Below are 18,360 nucleotides of genomic sequence, written 5' to 3' on the forward strand. Positions count from 1 at the left end.
GTGATATCTACCCATCACCTCATCGTGGTCGGTTTCGATGAGATCGTCGCCAACAAGTACCTGCCGTGCATTCGTGATGCCATCATGTCCGGCCACATCGACTCCTACTCCATCATCGACCTGGAGTCACAGCGCCCGGAGATCGAAAGGCGTATACAGGCGGCGAGCGTAAAGCCCAGTGGAGTCGTCTACCTGCCGAATTCCGGCGACCGAGTCCAGGAGACGCCGCAAGAAGTCATCGCTGCCGCTGTCCAGCGCCTGCGAGTACCCGGCGTACCCACAAAGGTATACATCGCGACGGAGGTACGAGCCCATGAGGCATACCTCCGATTCTGCGTGGAGAACCACATCGACTCGCTGGTCGAAAAGCCCGTATTAGCCCCGCTCGTCGACGGGCGGTTCAAGCCGTCGTACATCACGAAGACCATGGAGGAACTCATCGGCGTTGCCGCCGACTCCTCCGCGAAGCATTCCGTGATGACGCTGAGCCGGTACCACCAGATCTACAACCAGCAGGTCATCGCGTCGCTCAGGGACCGGATGGAGAGGTGGGAAGCGCCCCTGACCTCCTTCCACCTCCGGGCCGCCGGCGGTGTGTGGAACCTCCAGCGGGAGTTCGAAAGCCGCGACGACCACCCGTACAAGTACGGCTACGGGATGATGATGCACGGCGCGTACCACTACGTGGACCTTGCGACCCAGATCCTGTCGCTCAACGCGGAAGTCTTTCCTGAGCGCCAGCTCAAGCTGGAGATCAGCGCCTTCGGTGCTTTTCCCATCGACCAGCACCAGCGCATCTCGCAGCCGATCGCCGGCAGGTTCCAGGACGACGGCGCGCGATGGTCGGCTGACTCCGATGCGAGCTTCCGCTTCGGCGAAACCGACGTAACCTCCGCGTTCCGCCTCGTGGACGCCGCGAACGGAAGGACCGTCTCGCTCGGGACCTTGTCCTTCGAGCAGACCACCCCCTCCATTCGTGACTGGGGCGAACTCCCGGAGTGCCTCTACAACGTCAATGGCCGCACGTCGAGCGTCGACTTGGAGGCTCAGCTGTCGACGCTTTTCTCCACTCACGTCCACTGCTACGACATTCCCCGTGGTGTCAGCGCAGACGGAATCGACGCATTCGCCCGCGTGACCACGCGCGCCAACGCCGCGCTTCTGCCCGACGAGCGCTACGTGTCGGAGGACTCGTTCGACGGGCTGTTCCACAGCGACAGCAACCGCCAACTCATGGAGCACTGGTTGCGCGGCTCCGAGCAGCGCAGCTCCCTTGCGAGCCATCTGCGGCCCATGCAGGTCACCGAGGCACTCGCCTCTTCGGTGCTCACTCCTGGGCGCTTGGCCACGGTGCCCTTCTAGGCGCCGGCCTCTCCAAACCACCCAAGCGACAGAGGAGTTACCCATGAACCAGCCGGTTACGAGGGCATCCGTGTACGCCTTCTATACGGACGCGCTCCAGCGGGGCCGCAACACCGCGGAGAACCTCCAGGCCGCCACCTCGGAGCGGTTCAACACCCTCCTGGAGTCCATCACAGAGGCGACCCCACGTACCGCCCTGGATCTCGGATACGGGGCCGGGACCTACACCATCGCCTTAGCGCGCGCAGGATTCGACGTGGTAGCCGTCGATCAGATCCCCTGCGACCCGCTTCTTCGCCGCCTCGACGGCGCAGGCGATTGGGCCCACCGGATCGAACCCCGACAGTGCCTCGCCGAGGACTTCACCATCGACGAGAACTTCGGCGTCCTCGTCGCCAAGGACGTCCTGCACTACCTCGCAAGGCCCAGCGTCGAGGCCCTCCTCACGAGCGCAGTCGCTCATGCACGCGGGGAGAACTACCACTACCTCGAAGTGTTCACGGCGATCACCCGCAGATCCGCGGACGGCCAACTGCTGCGTATCGAAGGGGAGGCCAGCTACTCCCCGGAGTCTTTCCGCCGGCGCATCCAGCGTATCTACCAAGGGTGGGACCTCACTCTGCTCTGGTCCAAGCACGCGGAACAGGACAGCAGAACCGGGCTCAACTGCTTCGAAGCGATCCGGGCCACCGTCATTGCAGCCAACCAGGCAGCATGATCAGCGACAGGGAGAACGCCATGATGTCGAGCATGCCCGAGGGAATCAGCTTCGTCGTCCCCTGCTTCAACTCTGGGAACTACCTCGTCGAAGCCGTGGAGTCCCTCATCCAGCAGCCCCACGCCTTCCCGTACGAAGTCGTGGTCGTGGATGACGGCTCCGACGACCAGCAGACGCTGCGTGCCATCTCGCTGTGCGCCGAGCGCGCCGAGGTCCGCGTCCTCCGCCAGGAGCACAGTGGCCACCATGCCGCCAGGAATGCCGGCATCGATGCCGCGAGCTTCAAGTACGTGATGCAGCTCGACGCCGACGACCGGCTCGCCATGGACCCGGAGCTGCTGAAGTCTGGGAGCTACCCGGACCGCGCCGTCAGGTTCCTGAAGACGCACCAGCACGTGGCCTTCGTCCACACCATGTCGCGGATGATCGGCGACTTCGACGGGCTCACCATCTCCTCCTACCCGTGCCGCGAGGAGCTGATCCTGCGCAAGCACCACGTGCCCACCTCGATCGTCTACCGCCGCGACGATGCGATCCGCGGTGGCTTCTACGACCCGCATGTGCGGAAGTGGGGGGACTGGGCGTTCGCCGTGAACCTCCTCGCCGGGCGTTTCCGCGGAGGCGACCACAACAGCGTCGTCTGCATTGCTGGTCCACTGCACGAGTACCGGGTCCACTCTCGTACGCGGCGGGTCTCCAACGTGGAGACCTCCGAGTTCGACATGACCCTGCTGGTGGTCGAGAAGAACCTCGACTTGTTCCGACACCACTTCGGCCGCGACGACTCCGCCGAGGACATCACCCGCGACGTGCTCGCCTCGAAGCCGTCTCGGCTCGTGGATCTGATCCGGATGGCCGAGTTCGATCTCGAACAGGCCCTGACGGTCGCCCGCCAGCGAGAATTTTCCCTGTCGAGCCCCTTCGAGAGCCTGGGAATCCCGTAACGGGAGTCCCCCACGAAGGAAGCCCCGGACGAACACGTCCGGGGCTTCCTTCACTGGCTGGGCTACTACGCGGCCGGCAGGCTGCTGATCTGGTTCTGCAGCCGAACGATCTCCTCCTCCGCCTTCGCGAGACGGGTCCGGATCTTGTCGACCACGTTTTCCGGGGCCTTCGCCAGGAACGCCTCGTTGCCGAGCTTGCCCTCCGCCTGCGCCTTCTCCTTCTCGGCAGCGGCCAGGTCCTTGGCGAGACGCTTGCGCTCCGCGGCGACGTCGATCGTGCCCGACAGGTCGAGCGCGACCTCCGCGCCAGCCACCGGCAGCGACGCCGTGGCGCTGAAGCTCTCGCCTTCCGGCTGCAGCCGGAGCAGCTGGCGGATGGCGGCCTCGTGCGGGGCGAGTGCCGTGCAGTCCAGGTTCAGGCGGGCGGGAACCTTCTGGCCCGGCTGCAGGCCCTGGTCGGAGCGGAACCGGCGGACCTCGGTGACGACCCGCTGGACCAGATCGATCTCCTGCTCGGCGGCGTCGTCGCGGAAGCCCGAGTCCTTCGGCCAGTTAGCGATCACGATGGACTCGCGCCCGGTGAGCGTCGTCCACAGGGTGTCGGTGACGAACGGGACGATCGGGTGGAGCAGGCGCAGGGTGACGTCGAGGACCTCGCCCAGGACGCGGGCCGAGACCTTGGCCTGCTCGCCGCCCTCGAAGAACGTCGTCTTGGAGAGTTCGACGTACCAGTCGAAGACCTCGTCCCACGCGAAGTGGTAGAGGGCGTCGGCGAGCTTGGCGAACTGGTAGTCGTCGTAGAGCGCGTCGGCCTCGGCCACGGTCTTGTTGAGCCGCGAGAGGATCCAGCGGTCGGTCGCCGACAGTTGCTCGGCGGGCGGAAGGTCGCCCTCGACGGTGGCGCCGTTCATCAGCGCGAAGCGCGTGGCGTTCCAGATCTTGTTGGCGAAGTTGCGGGACGCCTGGACCCAGTCCTCGCCGATCGGGACGTCGACGCCCGGGTTGGCGCCGCGGGCCAGGGTGAAACGCAGGGCGTCGGAGCCGTACTTGTCCATCCAGTCCAGCGGGTTGACCGTGTTCCCGAACGACTTCGACATCTTCTTGCCGAACTCGTCGCGGACCATGCCGTGGAACGCGATCGTGTGGAACGGCTGCTGGCCGTCCATCGCGTACAGACCGAACATCATCATCCGGGCGACCCAGAAGAACATCAGGTCGTAGCCGGTGACCAGGACGGAGTTCGGGTAGAACTTGGCGAGGTCAGGGGTCTGCTCGGGCCAGCCCAGCGTGGAGAACGGCCACAGGCCGGACGAGAACCATGTGTCGAGGACGTCGGTGTCCTGGGTCCAGCCTTCGCCGGTCGGAGGCTGCTCGTCGGGGCCGACGCAGACCAGCTCGCCGTTCGGGCCGTGCCAGACCGGGATGCGGTGGCCCCACCACAGCTGGCGCGAGATGCACCAGTCGTTGAGGTTGTCGACCCAGTCGAAGTAGCGCTGCGACATGTCGGCCGGGTGGATGTTGACCCGGCCGTCGCGGACGGCGTCGCCGGCGGCCTTGGCGAGGGTCTCGACCTTCACCCACCACTGCATGGACAGGCGGGGTTCCAGCGTCGTCTTGCAGCGCGAGCAGTGCCCGACCGAGTGGACGTAGGGGCGCTTCTCGGCGACGATCCGGCCATCGGCGCGCAGCGCGGCGACGATGGCGAAGCGGGCCTCGAAGCGGTCCAGGCCCTCGAAGGGACCGTGGACGGTGATGATGCCGCGTTCGTCGAGGACCTCGATGGATTCGAGGTTGTGGCGCTGGCCGATGGCGAAGTCGTTCGGGTCGTGCGCCGGCGTCACCTTGACGGCGCCGGTGCCGAACTCCGGGTCCACGTGCGTGTCCGCGACGACCGGGATCGTCCGGTCGGTCAGCGGCAGCTTGATCTGCTTGCCGACGAGGTGCGCGTACCGCTCGTCATCGGGGTGGACGGCGACCGCGGTGTCGCCCAGCATCGTCTCGGCGCGGGTGGTGGCGACGACGATGGTGTCCTCGCCCTCGCCGTACGTCATGGAGACGAGCTCGCCGTCGTCGTCCTGGTAGTCGACCTCGATGTCCGAGATGGCCGTCAGGCAGCGCGGGCACCAGTTGATGATGCGCTCGGCACGGTAGATGAGGCCGTCGTCGAACATCTTCTTGAAGACGGTCTGGACGGCGCGCGAGAGCCCCTCGTCCATGGTGAAGCGGTCACGGCTCCACGCGACGCCGTTGCCCAGACGCCGCATCTGCCCGGCGATCTGGCCGCCGGACTCGGCCTTCCACTGCCATACCCGCTCGACGAACGCCTCGCGGCCGAGGTCGTGCCTGGACTTTCCTTCCTTGGCGAGCTCGCGCTCGACGACGTTCTGCGTCGCGATGCCGGCGTGGTCCATGCCGGGCTGCCAAAGCGTCTCGTGGCCCTGCATGCGCTTGCGGCGGGTGAGGGCGTCGATCAGCGTGTGCTCGAAGGCGTGGCCCAGGTGGAGGGAGCCGGTGACGTTCGGCGGCGGGATGACGATGGTGTACGGGGGCTTGTTGCTCTTCGCGTCAGCCTCGAAGTAACCGCGCTCTACCCAGCGCTCGTACAGCGTCTCCTCTACCTCGGCCGGCGTGTACTGGGTCGGCAGTTCGGGGGCGCTGTTCGGCCCGCTGTCGGGGCGCTGAGTGTTGTCGGTCACAACGGCCATTCTATGGCCCTGGCGCCTCGCGCTTCGCCGGACTATTGCGGCCCGGCCGCACCATGGCCAGGACACAAAAGTGGCCGCACGAGGCAATTTCAAGTGTGACCAAGAACTCGCTCGTGCGACCACGGCTTAGCTAGTCCGGCGCCCACCCAAGTTGCTTCGGGACGAAGAGGTCAACCTCCCTCGGGGGTCGGACCCAAGGTTCAGACTGGCGCGAACTTTTGATGGTCTTGTCAGACCCTCTGACTAACCTGGCGGCATGGATGAGCGATGCATACACGACTTAGTCGTCCAACACTGCGTGGACTGCGCTCCTGTCCCCGAGGGCCTGATCAAGTTCGTCTACATCACAGCCGGGGGCGAGGTCTTCCACCGCTCTTCGGCCTGCAAGGCCCTGGAGGATGGGCAGGAGTACGCCCTGAGTATGGGCATGGACACTCATCCTCGACGTCGTGTCGCGCTGGCCGAAGCCACGGCGGAGGGACGTGGCGCGTGCGCCTATTGCTTCTGGGACTACCAACCCAGATGAGGAGCAAGGGGTGAAGCCTGGCTCGCTCGGATCGAACTCCTGGTGCAGTGCTCACGCACGAGCGCCCTCCCGGGCCATACTCGGGCCGTGGAAGGGCGCTCAATGGTGACCACCATCGACAGGTGCCGACAACTCAGCAGCAGGTCAGGGCGCTGATCGGTTAGGCGGCCGCAGGTCACGGCCGCCGGTGATCAGTTGTGGCTGTGCAGGATCTCGTTCAGGCCGCCCCACTCCGCGTTGTTGGGGACCGCCTGGACGGCGCCGGTGACGGAGTTGCGGCGGAAGAGGATGTTGTTGGCGCCGGAGAGCTCTCGGGCCTTGACGGTCTGGCCGTCGGGGAGGGTGACCTTGGTGCCGGCGGTGAGGTAGAGGCCCGCCTCGACGACGCAGTCGTCGCCCAGGGCGATGCCGACGCCCGCCTCGGCGCCGACCAGGGAGCGCTCGCCGATGCGGACGCGCTCCTTGCCGCCGCCGGACAGGGTGCCCATGGTGGAGGCGCCGCCGCCGATGTCCGAGCCGTCGCCGACGACGACGCCCTGGGAGATGCGGCCCTCGACCATGGAGGTGCCGAGCGTGCCCGCGTTGAAGTTGACGAAGCCCTCGTGCATGACCGTGGTGCCCGAGGCGAGGTGGGCGCCGAGGCGGACGCGGTCGGCGTCGGCGATACGGACGCCCGCCGGGGCGACGTAGTCCGTCATGCGCGGGAACTTGTCCACGCCGAACACACTCACGTGCACTCCGCGGGCGCGGGCCGCGAGGCGGACCGTCTCCAGGGTGTCCACGGCGACCGGGCCGAGCGAGGTCCAGGCGACGTTGGCGAGCAGGCCGAAGACACCGTCCAGGTTCTGCTCGTTCGGCTTCACCAGGCGGTGCGAGAGCAGGTGCAGCCGCAGGTAGGCGTCATGGGTGTCGAGCGGCTTGTCGTCCAGCGAGGAGATGACCGTACGGACCGCGACGATCTCCGTACCGCGGATGCCGTCCTTGCCGAGCGCGGCCACACCGTGCTCGCCGAGCAGCGCGGCGGTGCGCGCGGCGTCCAGCCGCTCGGTGCCCGCGGGGCCGGGCTCGGCGGTCAGCTCCGGGGCGGGGAACCAGGTGTCCAGGACGGTGCCGTCGGCGGCGATCGTGGCGAGGCCGGCGGCCACGGCGCCGGTGGTGCGGGGAGCAGTCGTGTCGGTCATAAGGGCAACTTAACGTGACCGGGCCGCCCCGGGCCAACCGCCCACGACCCGTCTCACGTGCCGGGCGACAGGACCCTCACCCGCCCTCACCCGCCCCCGCGCCCTCGGCCCCCGCACCCCCGCACCCCCGCCCCCCCGCGCCCCCGCGCCCCCGCGCCAGCCAAGCCCGCCCCGCCCGGCCACTCTCCCGCCCGCCCGCTCTCACAGCTGCCTCCCCTCCTTCTCCACCACACCCACCGCGACCCGCGCCCCGCTGATCACCGCGTCGCCCCGCTCCCAGCCGTCGCCGTCCGTGGTGGCCACATAGCGGAATCCCCGGTACAGGTACGTCACCGGGTCGAGAAGGATCTCGCTGCGGTCCGCGGAGGGGTGGGTTCCCTTGAGGTAGAGGGCGATCGCGGCCCGCCCCGTGACGTCGGTGACGTCGGCGGCCTGCACGCCGGGGATCGAGGCCAGGGCCCGGTAGACCTTGGCGAGGCCCTCGGGATCGTAGGGGTAGGCGCGGGCGAGGACGGCGCCGAGGGCGCGGTACTCGTGCTGGACGCGGGACTCGGTCGAGTCGGTGGCGTCGTAGAACTGCCGGGCGCGTGCCCGGACCTGCTGAACGTCGTCCGGCAGCGTCCGCAGGAACTCGTACTGCTCCCGGGGGGAGTGGTCGTCGCCCTGCCTGCCGTTCTCGAAGGCCGGGTCGGCGTACTTCGTCCACGCCTCGCTGGTCCGCGGGCCCGGCCTGTCGTCCTCGGTCAGGTTGGTCTCCACGGTCCTGGAGTAGACCCACTGACCTGCGCGCGCGCTCGTGCCGGGAGAGGCGGCGATCACGTCCGCGGCCTGGTTCAGCAGATCCTTCGCGCTGCCCAGTTCGATCGTGTACGAGGGCAGGGAGCCCGGCCGGGTGTCCCCGGAGCCGTCGCCGACCACCTGTGTACCGATCAGCGCCACCGCGGTGATCGCCGCCGCGCCGACCGCCGCGAGCCGCCAGTCGGCCCGCAGCCTCCGGGAGCCGCGGCCCGCCTCCCGGAGCAGCCGGTCCCGGCCGGGGACGAGGTCGGGGCGCTGGGCGACGGGCGCCTCGGAGCGCAGGTAGCGGACCGCTGTCATCTCGTCCATGTCAGAGCACCTCCGTGGGGTCGAGGGTGAACGCGGGGTCGGCACCCAGTGCCGAACGCACCTTGCGGCGGGCGCGGTTGAGCCGGGAACGGACCGTGCCGACGGGGATGCCGAGCGCCTCGGCGACCTCCTGGTAGCTGAGGTCGGCCCAGGCCACGAGGAGCAGCACATGGCGGTCGCCGGCCGACAGCGCGGCCAGTGCCCCGGCCAGCGGGAGGTGCGCGCTCCCGGCGGCGAGCCGTTCGTCGGCCCGCTCCGACCAGGACTCGGCGACCGGGTCGTGGCCGGTGCGGGCCAGCGCCCGCAGGGACCGCACCTCGGCGCGGCGGTGCTTGCCGATGAGGTTGCCGGCGATGCCGTACAGCCAGGGCCGGGCGTTGCCGCGGGTGATGTCGTAGCGGGCGCGGGTGCGGAAGGCGATGAGGAACGTCTCCGCTGTGATGTCCTCGGCCGGGCCGGCGCCCAGGCGGCGTGCTGCGTACCGGTGGGTGTCGGGCGCGTACCGGTCGTACAGCCGCGCGAACAGCTCGGGCTCCTCCAGCGACTGGGCGACCAGGTCGCCGTCCTCGCACAGCACCGGCGGTCCGGTCACGTGGCCTCCAGGAACAGGTTCTCGCTGAGCATGTCACCGGCTGTTCCCCGTTCCCCCTCAAAGAGTTCACGCCCCCCGCAGCACCCGCCCCAGCATCTCCCGTGCGTACGCCTCGTCGTACGGCGCTCCCGTCAGCAGCACCTGGAGGCACACCCCGTCCAGCATCGCGACCAGGGCCCGCGCGGTGACGGGGTCGGTGTGCGCGGCGAGGAGGGTGCCGACGCTCTGAGCCCACTCGGCGGCGACGGGCCGCAGCGCGGGTCTGCGCAGGGCGGCGACATACAGCTCGTACTCCAGCTCTACCCCCTCCCGGTCGCCGGCCAGCCACTCGCCGACCAGCGCGGCGAGCCGTGCGGCAAGGTCGGCGTCCGGGTCGTCGAGTCCGCCGCACTCGGCGATCAGCGTGGCGAAGCCCTCGCCGGTCTGCCGCAGGGCGGCGACGAGCAGGTCGTCGAGGGTGGCGAAGTGGTAGGTCGTCGAACCGAGGGGCACATCCGCCTCGGCCGCGACCGTGCGATGGGTCAGACCGGCGATGCCGCGCTCCCCCACGACCCGGATCGCCGCGTCGATGATCCGCTGCCGTCGCTCGGGGTCGTGCCGACGGGGCATCAGTGCGCGCCTCCCATGTTGAGCACGACCACCCCGACGATGATCAGCGCGATCCCGGCGGCCTTGGCGGCGTTCATCCCCTCCCCGAGGAAGAACACTCCGATGGTGGCGATGACCGCGGTGCCGGCCCCGGACCAGATCGCGTACGCCGTGCCGACGGAGACGGTCCGCAGGGTCTGGGCGAGCAGCAGGAAGGAGACGACGTAGCCGAGCACGGTCAGCAGGGACGGCAGCAACTTGCTGAAGCCGTCGGTGTACTTGAGCGCGGTCGTGGCGCAGACCTCCGCGGCGATGGCCCCGGCCAGCAGTAGATATCCCATGTGTACGAGCGTACGCAACGGTCGGTTCCGGCTCCACGGCCGGCCGCTCACGCTCGACCCGGCGTCAAGTGCGCCGGGACATCGGTCCGTCGGAGGGGACACGGAGGAACGGAACCCTCAGGTCGCCCCCCGTGACGCGGATCGCCCCCCGTGACGCGGATCGCCCCCCGTGACGCGGATCGCCCGCTGAACGCGTGAAGGGGCGGCACCCCCGTCAGGGTGCCGCCCCTTCCACGTCAGGCGGGTCTCAGACGTTGAACCCGAGCGCCCGCAGCTGATCGCGGCCGTCGTCCGTGATCTTGTCCGGGCCCCACGGCGGCATCCAGACCCAGTTGATGCGCAGCTCGCTGACGAGGCCGTCGGTGGCCGACTTGGCCTGGTCCTCGATGACGTCCGTCAGCGGGCAGGCCGCGGAGGTCAGGGTCATGTCGATCGTCGCGATGTTCGCGTCGTCGATGTGGATGCCGTAGATCAGGCCGAGGTTGACGACGTCGATGCCCAGCTCGGGGTCGACGACGTCGTACAGGGCCTCGCGGATCTCCTCCTCGGAGGCCGGCTTCATCTCCACGGTGTCACTCATGCCGTCTTCCTTTCGGCGTCGGCTCCGCCCAGGGCCTGCGCCGTCGCGTCCTTCCACGCCATCCAGCTGAGGAGGGCGCACTTGACCCGGGCCGGGTACTTGGAGACACCGGAGAACGCGACCGCGTCCTCCAGCACCTCCTCCATCGCGTCGTCGGGCTCGATCCTGCCCTTGGACTGCATCAGCTCCAGAAACGTCTCCTGGATCTTCTGCGCCTCGGAGAGGTCCTTGCCCACGAGGAGCTCGTTCAGTACGGAGGCCGAGGCCTGGCTGATGGAACAGCCCTGGCCCTCGTACGAGACGTCCTCGATCTTCGTACCGGCGTACTTCACGCGGAGCGTGATCTCGTCGCCGCACGTCGGGTTCACATGGTGCACCTCGGCGTCGCCGTCCCGCAGACCACGCCCGTGCGGGTGCTTGTAGTGGTCCAGGATGACGTCCTGGTACATCGAATCCAGCTTCATACGATCGCTCGTCCCGTCAGCCGAAAAAGTTCCGGACGTGCTCCAGCCCCTCGACCAGCGTGTCGATCTCGGCCGGAGTGGAGTACAGATAGAACGACGCTCGGGTGGTCGCGGGAATTCCGTACCGCAGGCAGACCGGGCGGGCGCAGTGATGGCCGACCCGGACCGCGATGCCCTGCTCGTCGAGCACCTGGCCCACGTCGTGCGGGTGGATGTCGCCGAGGGTGAAGGAGATCGCCGCGCCCCGGTCCTCGGCCGTGGTGGGGCCGATGATCCGCAGGTCGGGGACCTCCTGCAGGCGCTGGACGGCGTACTCCGTCAGCGCGTGCTCATGGGCGAGGACCTTGTCCATGCCGATCGAGCTCAGGTAGTCGATGGCGGCGCCGAGGCCGACCGCCTGAGCGATCGGGGGCGTGCCCGCCTCGAACTTGTGGGGCGCGGGGGCGTAGGTCGAGGAGTGCATCGACACCGTCTCGATCATCTCGCCGCCGCCCAGGAACGGAGGAAGGTCCTCCAGCAGTTCCTGGCGGCCCCACAGGACGCCGATGCCGGTCGGGCCGCACATCTTGTGGCCGGTGAAGGCCACGAAGTCGGCCTGGAGGGCCTGCACGTCCAGCGGCATGTGCGGGGCGGCCTGGGAGGCGTCGATGCAGACCAGCGCACCGACCTCCTGGGCGCGGCGCACGATCGCCTCGACCGGGTTGACCGTGCCCAGGATGTTGGAGACCAGCACGAAGGAGACGATCTTCGTCTTCTCGGTGATGATCTCGTCGATGTTGGACAGGTCCAGACGGCCGTCGTCGGTGAGGCCGAACCACTTCAGCTTCGCGCCCGTGCGCTGCGCGAGCAGCTGCCACGGCACGATGTTGGAGTGGTGCTCCATCTCCGTGATGACGATCTCGGTCTCGCGGTCCACGCGGTAGGGCTCGTCGGCCCAGCCCAGCATGTTCGCGACGAGGTTGAGCGACTCGGAGGCGTTCTTGGTGAAGATCACCTCGTCGCGGCTGGGCGCGTTGATGAACTGGGCGACCTTGTCGCGCGCGCCCTCGTACAGCGCCGTGGCCTCCTCGGCGAGGACGTGCACGCCGCGGTGGACGTTGGCGTTGTAGCGCTCGTAGTACTCGTTGAGCGCGTCGAGCACCTGGCGCGGCTTCTGGCTGGTCGCCGCGTTGTCCAGGTACACGAGCTTCTTGCCGTCGTGGAGCACCCGATCCAGGATCGGGAAGTCCTTGCGGAGCGCCTCTGTGTCGAGGAGGCCCGGCAGCTGTGTCACTCGGATGCGCCACCCTTCGTGTCGACTTCGTCGCGCTTCGCGTAGCCCTCGTAACCCTCGGCCTCAAGCTTGTCGGCGAGCTCGGCGCCGCCGGACTCGACGATCTTGCCGCCGGCGAACACGTGGACTTGGTCGGGCTTGATGTAGCGCAGGATGCGCGTGTAGTGCGTGATCAGCAGGGTGCCGACCTCGCCGGTCTCGCGGACGCGGTTGACGCCCTCGGAGACGATGCGCAGCGCGTCGACGTCCAGGCCGGAGTCGGTCTCGTCGAGGATCGCGACCTTCGGCCTGAGGAGCTCCAGCTGGAGGATCTCGTGGCGCTTCTTCTCACCGCCGGAGAAGCCCTCGTTGACGTTGCGCTCGGCGAAGGAGGGGTCCATGTTGAGGCGCTCCATGGCCTCCTTGACCTCCTTGACCCAGGTGCGCAGCTTGGGGGCCTCGCCGCGGATCGCGGTGGCGGAGGTGCGCAGGAAGTTGGAGACCGAGACGCCGGGGACCTCGACCGGGTACTGCATGGCCAGGAAGAGGCCCGCGCGGGCGCGCTCGTCGACGGACATCTCCAGGACGTCCTCGCCGTCGAGCAGCACGGTGCCGCCGGTGATCGTGTACTTCGGGTGGCCCGCGAGGGAGTAGGCCAGGGTCGACTTGCCGGAGCCGTTGGGGCCCATGATGGCGTGCGTCTCGCCCTGCTTCACGGTGAGGTCGACGCCCTTGAGGATCTCCTTCGTGGCGTTGTCGGCCTCGACGGTGACGCGCAGGTCTCGGATTTCAAGCGTAGCCATGGGTGCCTCAGGACTCCTGGTTGAGGGAGGCGCGTACGTCAACAAGGACGCTGCCCCCTTCGATCTTTACGGGGTATACGGGAACGGGGCGCGTCGCGGGAAGGCCGGACGGCTTGCCGGTGCGGAGGTCGAAGCTGGAGCCGTGCAGCCAGCACTCGATCTGGCAGTCCTCCACCTCGCCCTCGGAAAGCGAGACGTTCGCGTGCGAACAGATGTCGTGGATCGCGAACACCTCGCCCTCGGTGTGCACGACGGACACCGGCGTGCCGTCGAGTTCCACCCGCTTCGGGGTGTCCTCCTCCAGCTCGCTCAGCGCACAGACGCGTACGAAGGTCATGCGACCGACGCCTCCAGCTCCTCTTCGATCTTGGCGAGGAGGCGCTCCTCGATGTCGGCGACACCGATCTGCTGGACCAGCTCGGCGAAGAAGCCGCGGACCACCAGACGGCGGGCATCGTGCTCCGGGATGCCGCGGGCCATCAGGTAGAACAGCTGCTCGTCGTCGAAGCGGCCGGTGGCGGAGGCGTGGCCGGCGCCCACGATCTCGCCGGTCTCGATCTCCAGGTTGGGCACCGAGTCGACGCGGGCGCCGTCGGTCAGCACCAGGTTGCGGTTCATCTCGTACGTGTCCGTGCCCTCGGCCGCGGCCTCGATCAGCACGTCACCGATCCACACCGCGTGCGCGCCGTCGCCCTGGAGCGCGCCCTTGTAGACCACGTAGGACTTGCAGTGCGGGGTGTTGTGGTCGACCAGGAGGCGGTGCTCGTGGTGCTGGCCCTTGTCGGTGAAGTACAGGCCGAACAGCTCGGCCTCGCCACCGGTGGAGGCGTAGGAGACCCGCGGGTGGATGCGGACCAGGTCGCCACCGAAGGTGACGACGATGTGCTTGAAGGTGGCGTCGCGGCCGACCAGGGCGCTCTGCTGGGCGACGTGGACGGCGGTGTCGTCCCAGTCGACGACCGTGACGACGGTCAGCTTGGCGCCGTCGCCGACGACGTACTCCACGTTCGCGGCACGCACGGTGTCGCCGGTGTGGTCGATGACGACGGTCGCCTCGGCGAAGGCGCCGAGCTCGAAGACGGTGTGGCCGTAGGTGACGCCGCCCTCGCCGTGCAGGCCGAGGCGGACCGGCTCGCTCAGCACGGTCTCCTTGGGCACGGTGACGACCATGGCCTGCTCGAAGGAGGAGTACGCCTGGGCGGCGACCCGGTCCACGGGCGTGCCGGCCCGGCCGAGCCGGGCGTCGTCGCGGCCGACGCTCTCGATAATGACGCCGTCGGGCGCGGAGAACTCGGCCTTGATCGTGCCGCCGGGCAGCGCGGTGCCGTCGTGCAGGCCGCGCAGCCGCTCCAGCGGGGTGAACCGCCACTCCTCCTCGCGGCCGTGCGGCACGGGGAAGTCCGCCACGTCGAAGGACGGGGGCGCGCTCATGCGCGTGGCGACGGTCGACTCGGCGGCAACCGCGATCGAGCCGGCGGTGGTGGCACCCACCGGGATGTTGGCACCCGCCGGGATGTTGTGAGCCTCAGCCATGGCTGTCGGTCTGCTCTCTTTCCTACGTTGCGATCTCGGCCCGCTACCGGTGCGGGCCGCCTGCTGCTGAACCGGGGGCGGGTCTTAGCCGACCGCGCCTTCCATCTGCAGCTCGATCAGCCGGTTGAGCTCGAGGGCGTACTCCATGGGCAGCTCCTTGGCGATCGGCTCGACGAAGCCGCGCACGATCATGGCCATGGCCTCGTCCTCGGACAGGCCGCGGCTCATCAGGTAGAAGAGCTGGTCGTCGGAGACCTTGGAGACGGTCGCCTCGTGACCCATGGAGACGTCGTCCTCACGGACGTCGACGTACGGGTAGGTGTCGGACCGGGAGATGGTGTCGACGAGCAGCGCGTCGCACAGCACGTTGGACTTGGAGCCGGAGGCGCCCTCGCCGATCTCGATCAGACCGCGGTAGGAGGTGCGGCCACCGCCGCGCGCGACCGACTTGGAGACGATGTTCGACGAGGTGTTCGGCGCCATGTGGACCATCTTGGCTCCGGCGTCCTGGTGCTGGCCCTCGCCCGCGAAGGCGATGGACAGGGTCTCGCCCTTGGCGTGCTCGCCCATCAGGTAGACGGCCGGGTACTTCATCGTCACCTTGGAGCCGATGTTGCCGTCGACCCACTCCATGGTCGCGCCCTCGTAGGCGACGGCGCGCTTGGTGACCAGGTTGTAGACGTTGTTCGACCAGTTCTGGATGGTCGTGTAGCGGCAGCGGGCGTTCTTCTTGACGATGATCTCGACGACCGCGGAGTGCAGCGAGTCCGACTTGTAGATCGGGGCCGTACAACCCTCGACGTAGTGCACGTAGGCACCCTCGTCGACGATGATCAGGGTCCGCTCGAACTGGCCCATGTTCTCCGTGTTGATACGGAAGTAGGCCTGGAGCGGGATCTCCACGTGGACGCCCGGCGGGACGTAGATGAAGGAGCCACCGGACCACACGGCGGAGTTCAGCGACGCGAACTTGTTGTCGCCGACCGGGATGACGGTGCCGAAGTACTCCTTGAAGAGCTCCGGGTGCTCCTTCAGCGCGGTGTCGGTGTCGAGGAAGATGACGCCCTGCTCCTCCAGGTCCTCGCGGATCTGGTGGTAGACGACCTCCGACTCGTACTGCGCGGCGACACCGGCGACCAGGCGCTGCTTCTCCGCCTCCGGGATGCCGAGCTTGTCGTAGGTGTTCTTGATGTCCTCGGGCAGGTCCTCCCAGGACTCCGCCCGCTTCTCCGTGGAGCGCACGAAGTACTTGATGTTGTCGAAGTCGATGCCCGACAGGTCGGAACCCCAGTTCGGCATCGGCTTCTTCTCGAAGAGCTTCAGGCCCTTGAGGCGCAGCTTGGTCATCCACTCCGGCTCGGACTTCTTGCCCGAGATGTCGCGGACGACAGCCTCGCTCAGACCGCGCTTCGCCGCGGCACCGGCCTCGTCGGAGTCGGCCCAGCCGTATTCGTACTTGCCCAGGCCTTCCAGCTCAGGGTGGGCGGTCTCCGTGGGGAGAGTCATGCGGGGTTCCTCCCGGCCGTGCTTGCAGATGCGTTGTGGGAAATCTTGGGGATGAACGTCGTGCACACGCCGTCGCCATGGGCGATCGTCGCAAGCCGCTGGACATGGGTCCCGAGCAGCTCGGCGAAGAACTCCGTCTCCGCCTCGCACAGCTGGGGGAACTGCTCCGCGACATGCGCCACCGGGCAGTGATGCTGACACAGCTGCTCACCCACGGGCGCGCTGCGCGCCGTAGCAGCGTACCCGTCGACGCTCAGGGCCTTGGCCAGGGCTTCGGCGCGCTGGTCGGGGTCGGCGCCCTCGACGGCCTTGCGGTAGGCGTCGGCCTGCGCGGCGATCCGGGCGCGGGCGAAGGCGGCGACGGCTTCGCTGCCGCCTTCCTGGTCGGCGATCCAGCGCAGGGCGTCCGCGGCGAGCTTGTCGTAGGACTGGTCGAAGGCGTCGCGGCCGCAGTCGGTGAGCGCGAAGACCTTGGCGGGGCGGCCCCGGGTGCGGGTGCCGTACACCCGCTGTTCGCGGGCTTCCACGACGTCGTCGGCGACGAGCGCGTCGAGGTGGCGGCGGACGGCGGCCTGGGTGAGGCCCAGCCGGGCGGCCAGCTCGGCGACGGTCGACGGCCCGTGGTCCAGGATGGACCGCGCGACCCGGTTGCGCGTCGAACGCTCACCGGTCGCTAGCTCTTCGTGAGCGGCCCCCGTGGGGGTCTCCCGAGCCTCGCCGACGTTTTTCACAACGCCATTGTTGCGTAATTCATCGGAACCGGGCAAGCGACCCATGCCACCTTGATCGGTGCCCTGCATCACTTAGGCATACCTAATCTGACCTGCAGAAACGATCTTTGATCGATCGGGACGAGCCATGTCCGCGACCCCCTCCCCCCACCCCCGCACCCCCTCCGACCGGCCCTGTTGTCGCTTGAGCCGCCGTGGAGGGCGGCTCCGGCGCACGTCCCCGGAAGTTCGCGCACCCGGCTGCCTGAGCCCCCGCGAACGTACCTAGACTCTTGGCCCATGCGAACCGATCCCGTACTCCAGGTGCAGTCCCTGGTGAAGCGGTACGGCGACACGACCGCGGTGGACGGCCTCGATCTGGTGGCCAGGCCCGGAGTCACCGCCGTGCTCGGACCCAACGGCGCCGGAAAGACCACCACGATCGAGACATGCGAGGGCTACCGCCGACCGGACTCCGGCACGGTCCGGGTCCTGGGCCTGGACCCGGTGCGGCAGGGCGGCGAGCTGCGACCGCGGATCGGCGTGATGCTCCAGTCCGGCGGCGTCTACTCCGGCGCCCGCGCCGGGGAGATGCTCCGCCATGTCGCCCGGCTGCACGCGCACCCGCTGGACGTGGATGCGCTGATCGAGCGTCTCGGGCTCGGATCCTGCGGCCGCACCTCCTACCGCCGGCTGTCCGGCGGCCAGCAGCAGCGGCTCGCCCTGGCGATGGCCGTGGTCGGCCGCCCCGAGCTGGTGTTCCTCGACGAGCCCACCGCCGGGCTCGACCCGCAGGCCCGCCGCGCCACCTGGGACCTCGTGCGCGACCTGCGCGCCGACGGCGTCTCGGTGATCCTCACCACCCACTACATGGACGAGGCCGAACAGCTCGCCGACGACGTCGCGATCATCGACACGGGCAGGGTCATCGCCCAGGGTTCTCCCGAGGAGCTGTGCCGCGGCGGCGCCGAGAACACCCTGCGGTTCACCGGCCGCCCCGGTCTCGATGTGAACTCGCTGCTCAAGGCGCTGCCTGCGGACAGCGCGGCCGCCGAGCTGACCCCGGGCTCCTACCGGGTCACCGGCAAGGTCGACCCGCAGCTGCTGGCGACCGTCACCTCCTGGTGCGCGCAGCACGGCGTGATGCCGGACCGTCTCTCGGTCGAGAGGCACACGCTGGAGGACGTCTTTCTTGAGCTGACCGGTAAGGAGCTTCGATCGTGATGCCCGCTCGCACCGGCGCCTGCCGGGGGTCCGGGGGTCGCCCCCCGGGAAGACACAGCCTTGAGCTGACCGGCAAGGAGCTTCGATCGTGACGCGCGCTTCGATCGTGACGCCCGCTCGCACCGGCCTCTGCCGGGGGTCCGGGGGTCGCCCCCCGGGAAGACACAGCCTTGAGCTGACCGGCAAGGAGCTTCGATCGTGACGCGCGCTTCGATCGTGACGCC

Annotated in this window: 18 protein-coding genes; 4 read left to right on the plus strand and 14 right to left on the minus strand. The window is 68.6% G+C overall.

The window, feature by feature from the left end; all coding sequences use genetic code 11:
• Positions 1-24: 24 nt before the first annotated feature.
• Genes ABZZ79_RS35830 through ABZZ79_RS35840 form a run of 3 tightly spaced genes read left to right on the plus strand, consistent with a single transcriptional unit; the run spans position 25 to position 3,024 of the window.
• Positions 25-1,362, plus strand: a complete 1,338-nt coding sequence (locus ABZZ79_RS35830) for a hypothetical protein (protein WP_356696166.1) — start codon at positions 25-27, stop codon at positions 1,360-1,362.
• A gap of 43 nt (positions 1,363-1,405) precedes the next feature.
• The gene (locus ABZZ79_RS35835) at positions 1,406-2,080 is read left to right on the plus strand and encodes a class I SAM-dependent methyltransferase (RefSeq protein ID WP_356696168.1); all 675 of its coding nucleotides are present in this window, start codon (positions 1,406-1,408) and stop codon (positions 2,078-2,080) included.
• Complete coding sequence (locus ABZZ79_RS35840; RefSeq protein WP_356696170.1) at positions 2,077-3,024, plus strand: glycosyltransferase family A protein; 948 nt, start codon at positions 2,077-2,079, stop codon at positions 3,022-3,024. Before ABZZ79_RS35835 ends, ABZZ79_RS35840 begins: the two co-directional genes overlap by 4 nt.
• A gap of 65 nt (positions 3,025-3,089) precedes the next feature.
• Here the strand turns inward: ABZZ79_RS35840 and ABZZ79_RS35845 are convergent, their stop codons facing one another.
• The 14 genes from ABZZ79_RS35845 to ABZZ79_RS35910 all read right to left on the minus strand — a co-directional run bounded on the left by ABZZ79_RS35845 (position 3,090) and on the right by ABZZ79_RS35910 (position 16,933).
• Complete coding sequence (locus ABZZ79_RS35845) at positions 3,090-5,720, minus strand: valine--tRNA ligase (RefSeq protein ID WP_356696172.1); 2,631 nt, start codon at positions 5,718-5,720, stop codon at positions 3,090-3,092.
• A 726-nt stretch (positions 5,721-6,446) separates the two neighbouring features.
• On the minus strand, positions 6,447-7,436 hold the full coding sequence (gene dapD, locus ABZZ79_RS35850) for a 2,3,4,5-tetrahydropyridine-2,6-dicarboxylate N-succinyltransferase (protein ID WP_356696174.1): 990 nt from the start codon (positions 7,434-7,436) through the stop codon (positions 6,447-6,449).
• Between the two features lie 201 nt (positions 7,437-7,637).
• Entirely contained in the window at positions 7,638-8,543 is a 906-nt protein-coding gene (locus ABZZ79_RS35855) for a CU044_5270 family protein (protein WP_356696176.1), read from the minus strand.
• A gap of 1 nt (position 8,544) precedes the next feature.
• Entirely contained in the window at positions 8,545-9,135 is a 591-nt protein-coding gene (locus ABZZ79_RS35860) for an RNA polymerase sigma factor (RefSeq protein WP_356696178.1), read from the minus strand.
• Between the two features lie 66 nt (positions 9,136-9,201).
• A complete protein-coding gene (locus ABZZ79_RS35865) occupies positions 9,202-9,744 on the minus strand; it encodes a TetR family transcriptional regulator (protein WP_356696180.1) in 543 nt (180 codons plus the stop codon).
• Positions 9,744-10,064 carry a multidrug efflux SMR transporter gene (locus tag ABZZ79_RS35870; protein ID WP_356696182.1) on the minus strand — a complete coding sequence of 107 codons (321 nt, stop codon included), beginning with the start codon at positions 10,062-10,064 and terminating at the stop codon, positions 9,744-9,746. The genes ABZZ79_RS35865 and ABZZ79_RS35870 overlap by 1 nt, the downstream gene beginning before the upstream one ends.
• A gap of 247 nt (positions 10,065-10,311) precedes the next feature.
• Positions 10,312-10,644, minus strand: a complete 333-nt coding sequence (locus tag ABZZ79_RS35875) for a metal-sulfur cluster assembly factor (protein WP_356696184.1) — start codon at positions 10,642-10,644, stop codon at positions 10,312-10,314.
• Positions 10,641-11,108, minus strand: a complete 468-nt coding sequence (gene sufU, locus ABZZ79_RS35880) for a Fe-S cluster assembly sulfur transfer protein SufU (RefSeq protein ID WP_356696186.1) — start codon at positions 11,106-11,108, stop codon at positions 10,641-10,643. The genes ABZZ79_RS35875 and sufU overlap by 4 nt, the downstream gene beginning before the upstream one ends.
• 16 nt (positions 11,109-11,124) lie before the next feature.
• On the minus strand, positions 11,125-12,381 hold the full coding sequence (locus ABZZ79_RS35885; RefSeq protein WP_356696188.1) for a cysteine desulfurase: 1,257 nt from the start codon (positions 12,379-12,381) through the stop codon (positions 11,125-11,127).
• Positions 12,378-13,163 carry a Fe-S cluster assembly ATPase SufC gene (gene sufC, locus ABZZ79_RS35890; RefSeq protein WP_356696190.1) on the minus strand — a complete coding sequence of 262 codons (786 nt, stop codon included), beginning with the start codon at positions 13,161-13,163 and terminating at the stop codon, positions 12,378-12,380. Before sufC ends, ABZZ79_RS35885 begins: the two co-directional genes overlap by 4 nt.
• A 7-nt stretch (positions 13,164-13,170) precedes the next feature.
• Positions 13,171-13,500: a bifunctional 3-phenylpropionate/cinnamic acid dioxygenase ferredoxin subunit gene (locus ABZZ79_RS35895; RefSeq protein ID WP_356696192.1), complete on the minus strand. Its 330-nt coding sequence runs from the start codon at positions 13,498-13,500 to the stop codon at positions 13,171-13,173.
• Positions 13,497-14,696: a Fe-S cluster assembly protein SufD gene (gene sufD / locus ABZZ79_RS35900; RefSeq protein WP_356696194.1), complete on the minus strand. Its 1,200-nt coding sequence runs from the start codon at positions 14,694-14,696 to the stop codon at positions 13,497-13,499. The genes ABZZ79_RS35895 and sufD overlap by 4 nt, the downstream gene beginning before the upstream one ends.
• Before the next feature lie 84 nt (positions 14,697-14,780).
• Positions 14,781-16,202: a Fe-S cluster assembly protein SufB gene (gene sufB, locus ABZZ79_RS35905; protein ID WP_356696196.1), complete on the minus strand. Its 1,422-nt coding sequence runs from the start codon at positions 16,200-16,202 to the stop codon at positions 14,781-14,783.
• The gene (locus ABZZ79_RS35910) at positions 16,199-16,933 is read right to left on the minus strand and encodes a metalloregulator ArsR/SmtB family transcription factor (protein WP_356696198.1); all 735 of its coding nucleotides are present in this window, start codon (positions 16,931-16,933) and stop codon (positions 16,199-16,201) included. The genes sufB and ABZZ79_RS35910 overlap by 4 nt, the downstream gene beginning before the upstream one ends.
• 279 nt (positions 16,934-17,212) lie before the next feature.
• On the opposite strand from ABZZ79_RS35910, the gene ABZZ79_RS35915 reads away from it, so the two are divergent.
• The gene (locus ABZZ79_RS35915; protein ID WP_356696200.1) at positions 17,213-18,136 is read left to right on the plus strand and encodes an ABC transporter ATP-binding protein; all 924 of its coding nucleotides are present in this window, start codon (positions 17,213-17,215) and stop codon (positions 18,134-18,136) included.
• Positions 18,137-18,360 lie beyond the last annotated feature (224 nt).

This window comes from Streptomyces sp. NPDC006458 (assembly GCF_040612135.1).
Taxonomy (GTDB): domain Bacteria; phylum Actinomycetota; class Actinomycetes; order Streptomycetales; family Streptomycetaceae; genus Streptomyces.

What these genes read in the sequence shown, in the direction of transcription:
- ABZZ79_RS35835 (WP_356696168.1), top strand. Translation starts at nt 1,406, where the DNA reads ATGAACCAGCCGGTTACGAGGGCATCCGTGTACGCCTTCTATACGGAC.
- ABZZ79_RS35840 (WP_356696170.1), top strand. Translation starts at nt 2,077, where the DNA reads ATGATCAGCGACAGGGAGAACGCCATGATGTCGAGCATGCCCGAGGGA.
- dapD (WP_356696174.1), bottom strand. Translation starts at nt 7,436, where the DNA reads ATGACCGACACGACTGCTCCCCGCACCACCGGCGCCGTGGCCGCCGGC.
- ABZZ79_RS35855 (WP_356696176.1), bottom strand. Translation starts at nt 8,543, where the DNA reads ATGGACGAGATGACAGCGGTCCGCTACCTGCGCTCCGAGGCGCCCGTC.
- ABZZ79_RS35865 (WP_356696180.1), bottom strand. Translation starts at nt 9,744, where the DNA reads ATGCCCCGTCGGCACGACCCCGAGCGACGGCAGCGGATCATCGACGCG.
- ABZZ79_RS35870 (WP_356696182.1), bottom strand. Translation starts at nt 10,064, where the DNA reads ATGGGATATCTACTGCTGGCCGGGGCCATCGCCGCGGAGGTCTGCGCC.
- ABZZ79_RS35875 (WP_356696184.1), bottom strand. Translation starts at nt 10,644, where the DNA reads ATGAGTGACACCGTGGAGATGAAGCCGGCCTCCGAGGAGGAGATCCGC.
- sufU (WP_356696186.1), bottom strand. Translation starts at nt 11,108, where the DNA reads ATGAAGCTGGATTCGATGTACCAGGACGTCATCCTGGACCACTACAAG.
- sufC (WP_356696190.1), bottom strand. Translation starts at nt 13,163, where the DNA reads ATGGCTACGCTTGAAATCCGAGACCTGCGCGTCACCGTCGAGGCCGAC.
- ABZZ79_RS35895 (WP_356696192.1), bottom strand. Translation starts at nt 13,500, where the DNA reads ATGACCTTCGTACGCGTCTGTGCGCTGAGCGAGCTGGAGGAGGACACC.
- sufD (WP_356696194.1), bottom strand. Translation starts at nt 14,696, where the DNA reads ATGGCTGAGGCTCACAACATCCCGGCGGGTGCCAACATCCCGGTGGGT.
- sufB (WP_356696196.1), bottom strand. Translation starts at nt 16,202, where the DNA reads ATGACTCTCCCCACGGAGACCGCCCACCCTGAGCTGGAAGGCCTGGGC.
- ABZZ79_RS35915 (WP_356696200.1), top strand. Translation starts at nt 17,213, where the DNA reads ATGCGAACCGATCCCGTACTCCAGGTGCAGTCCCTGGTGAAGCGGTAC.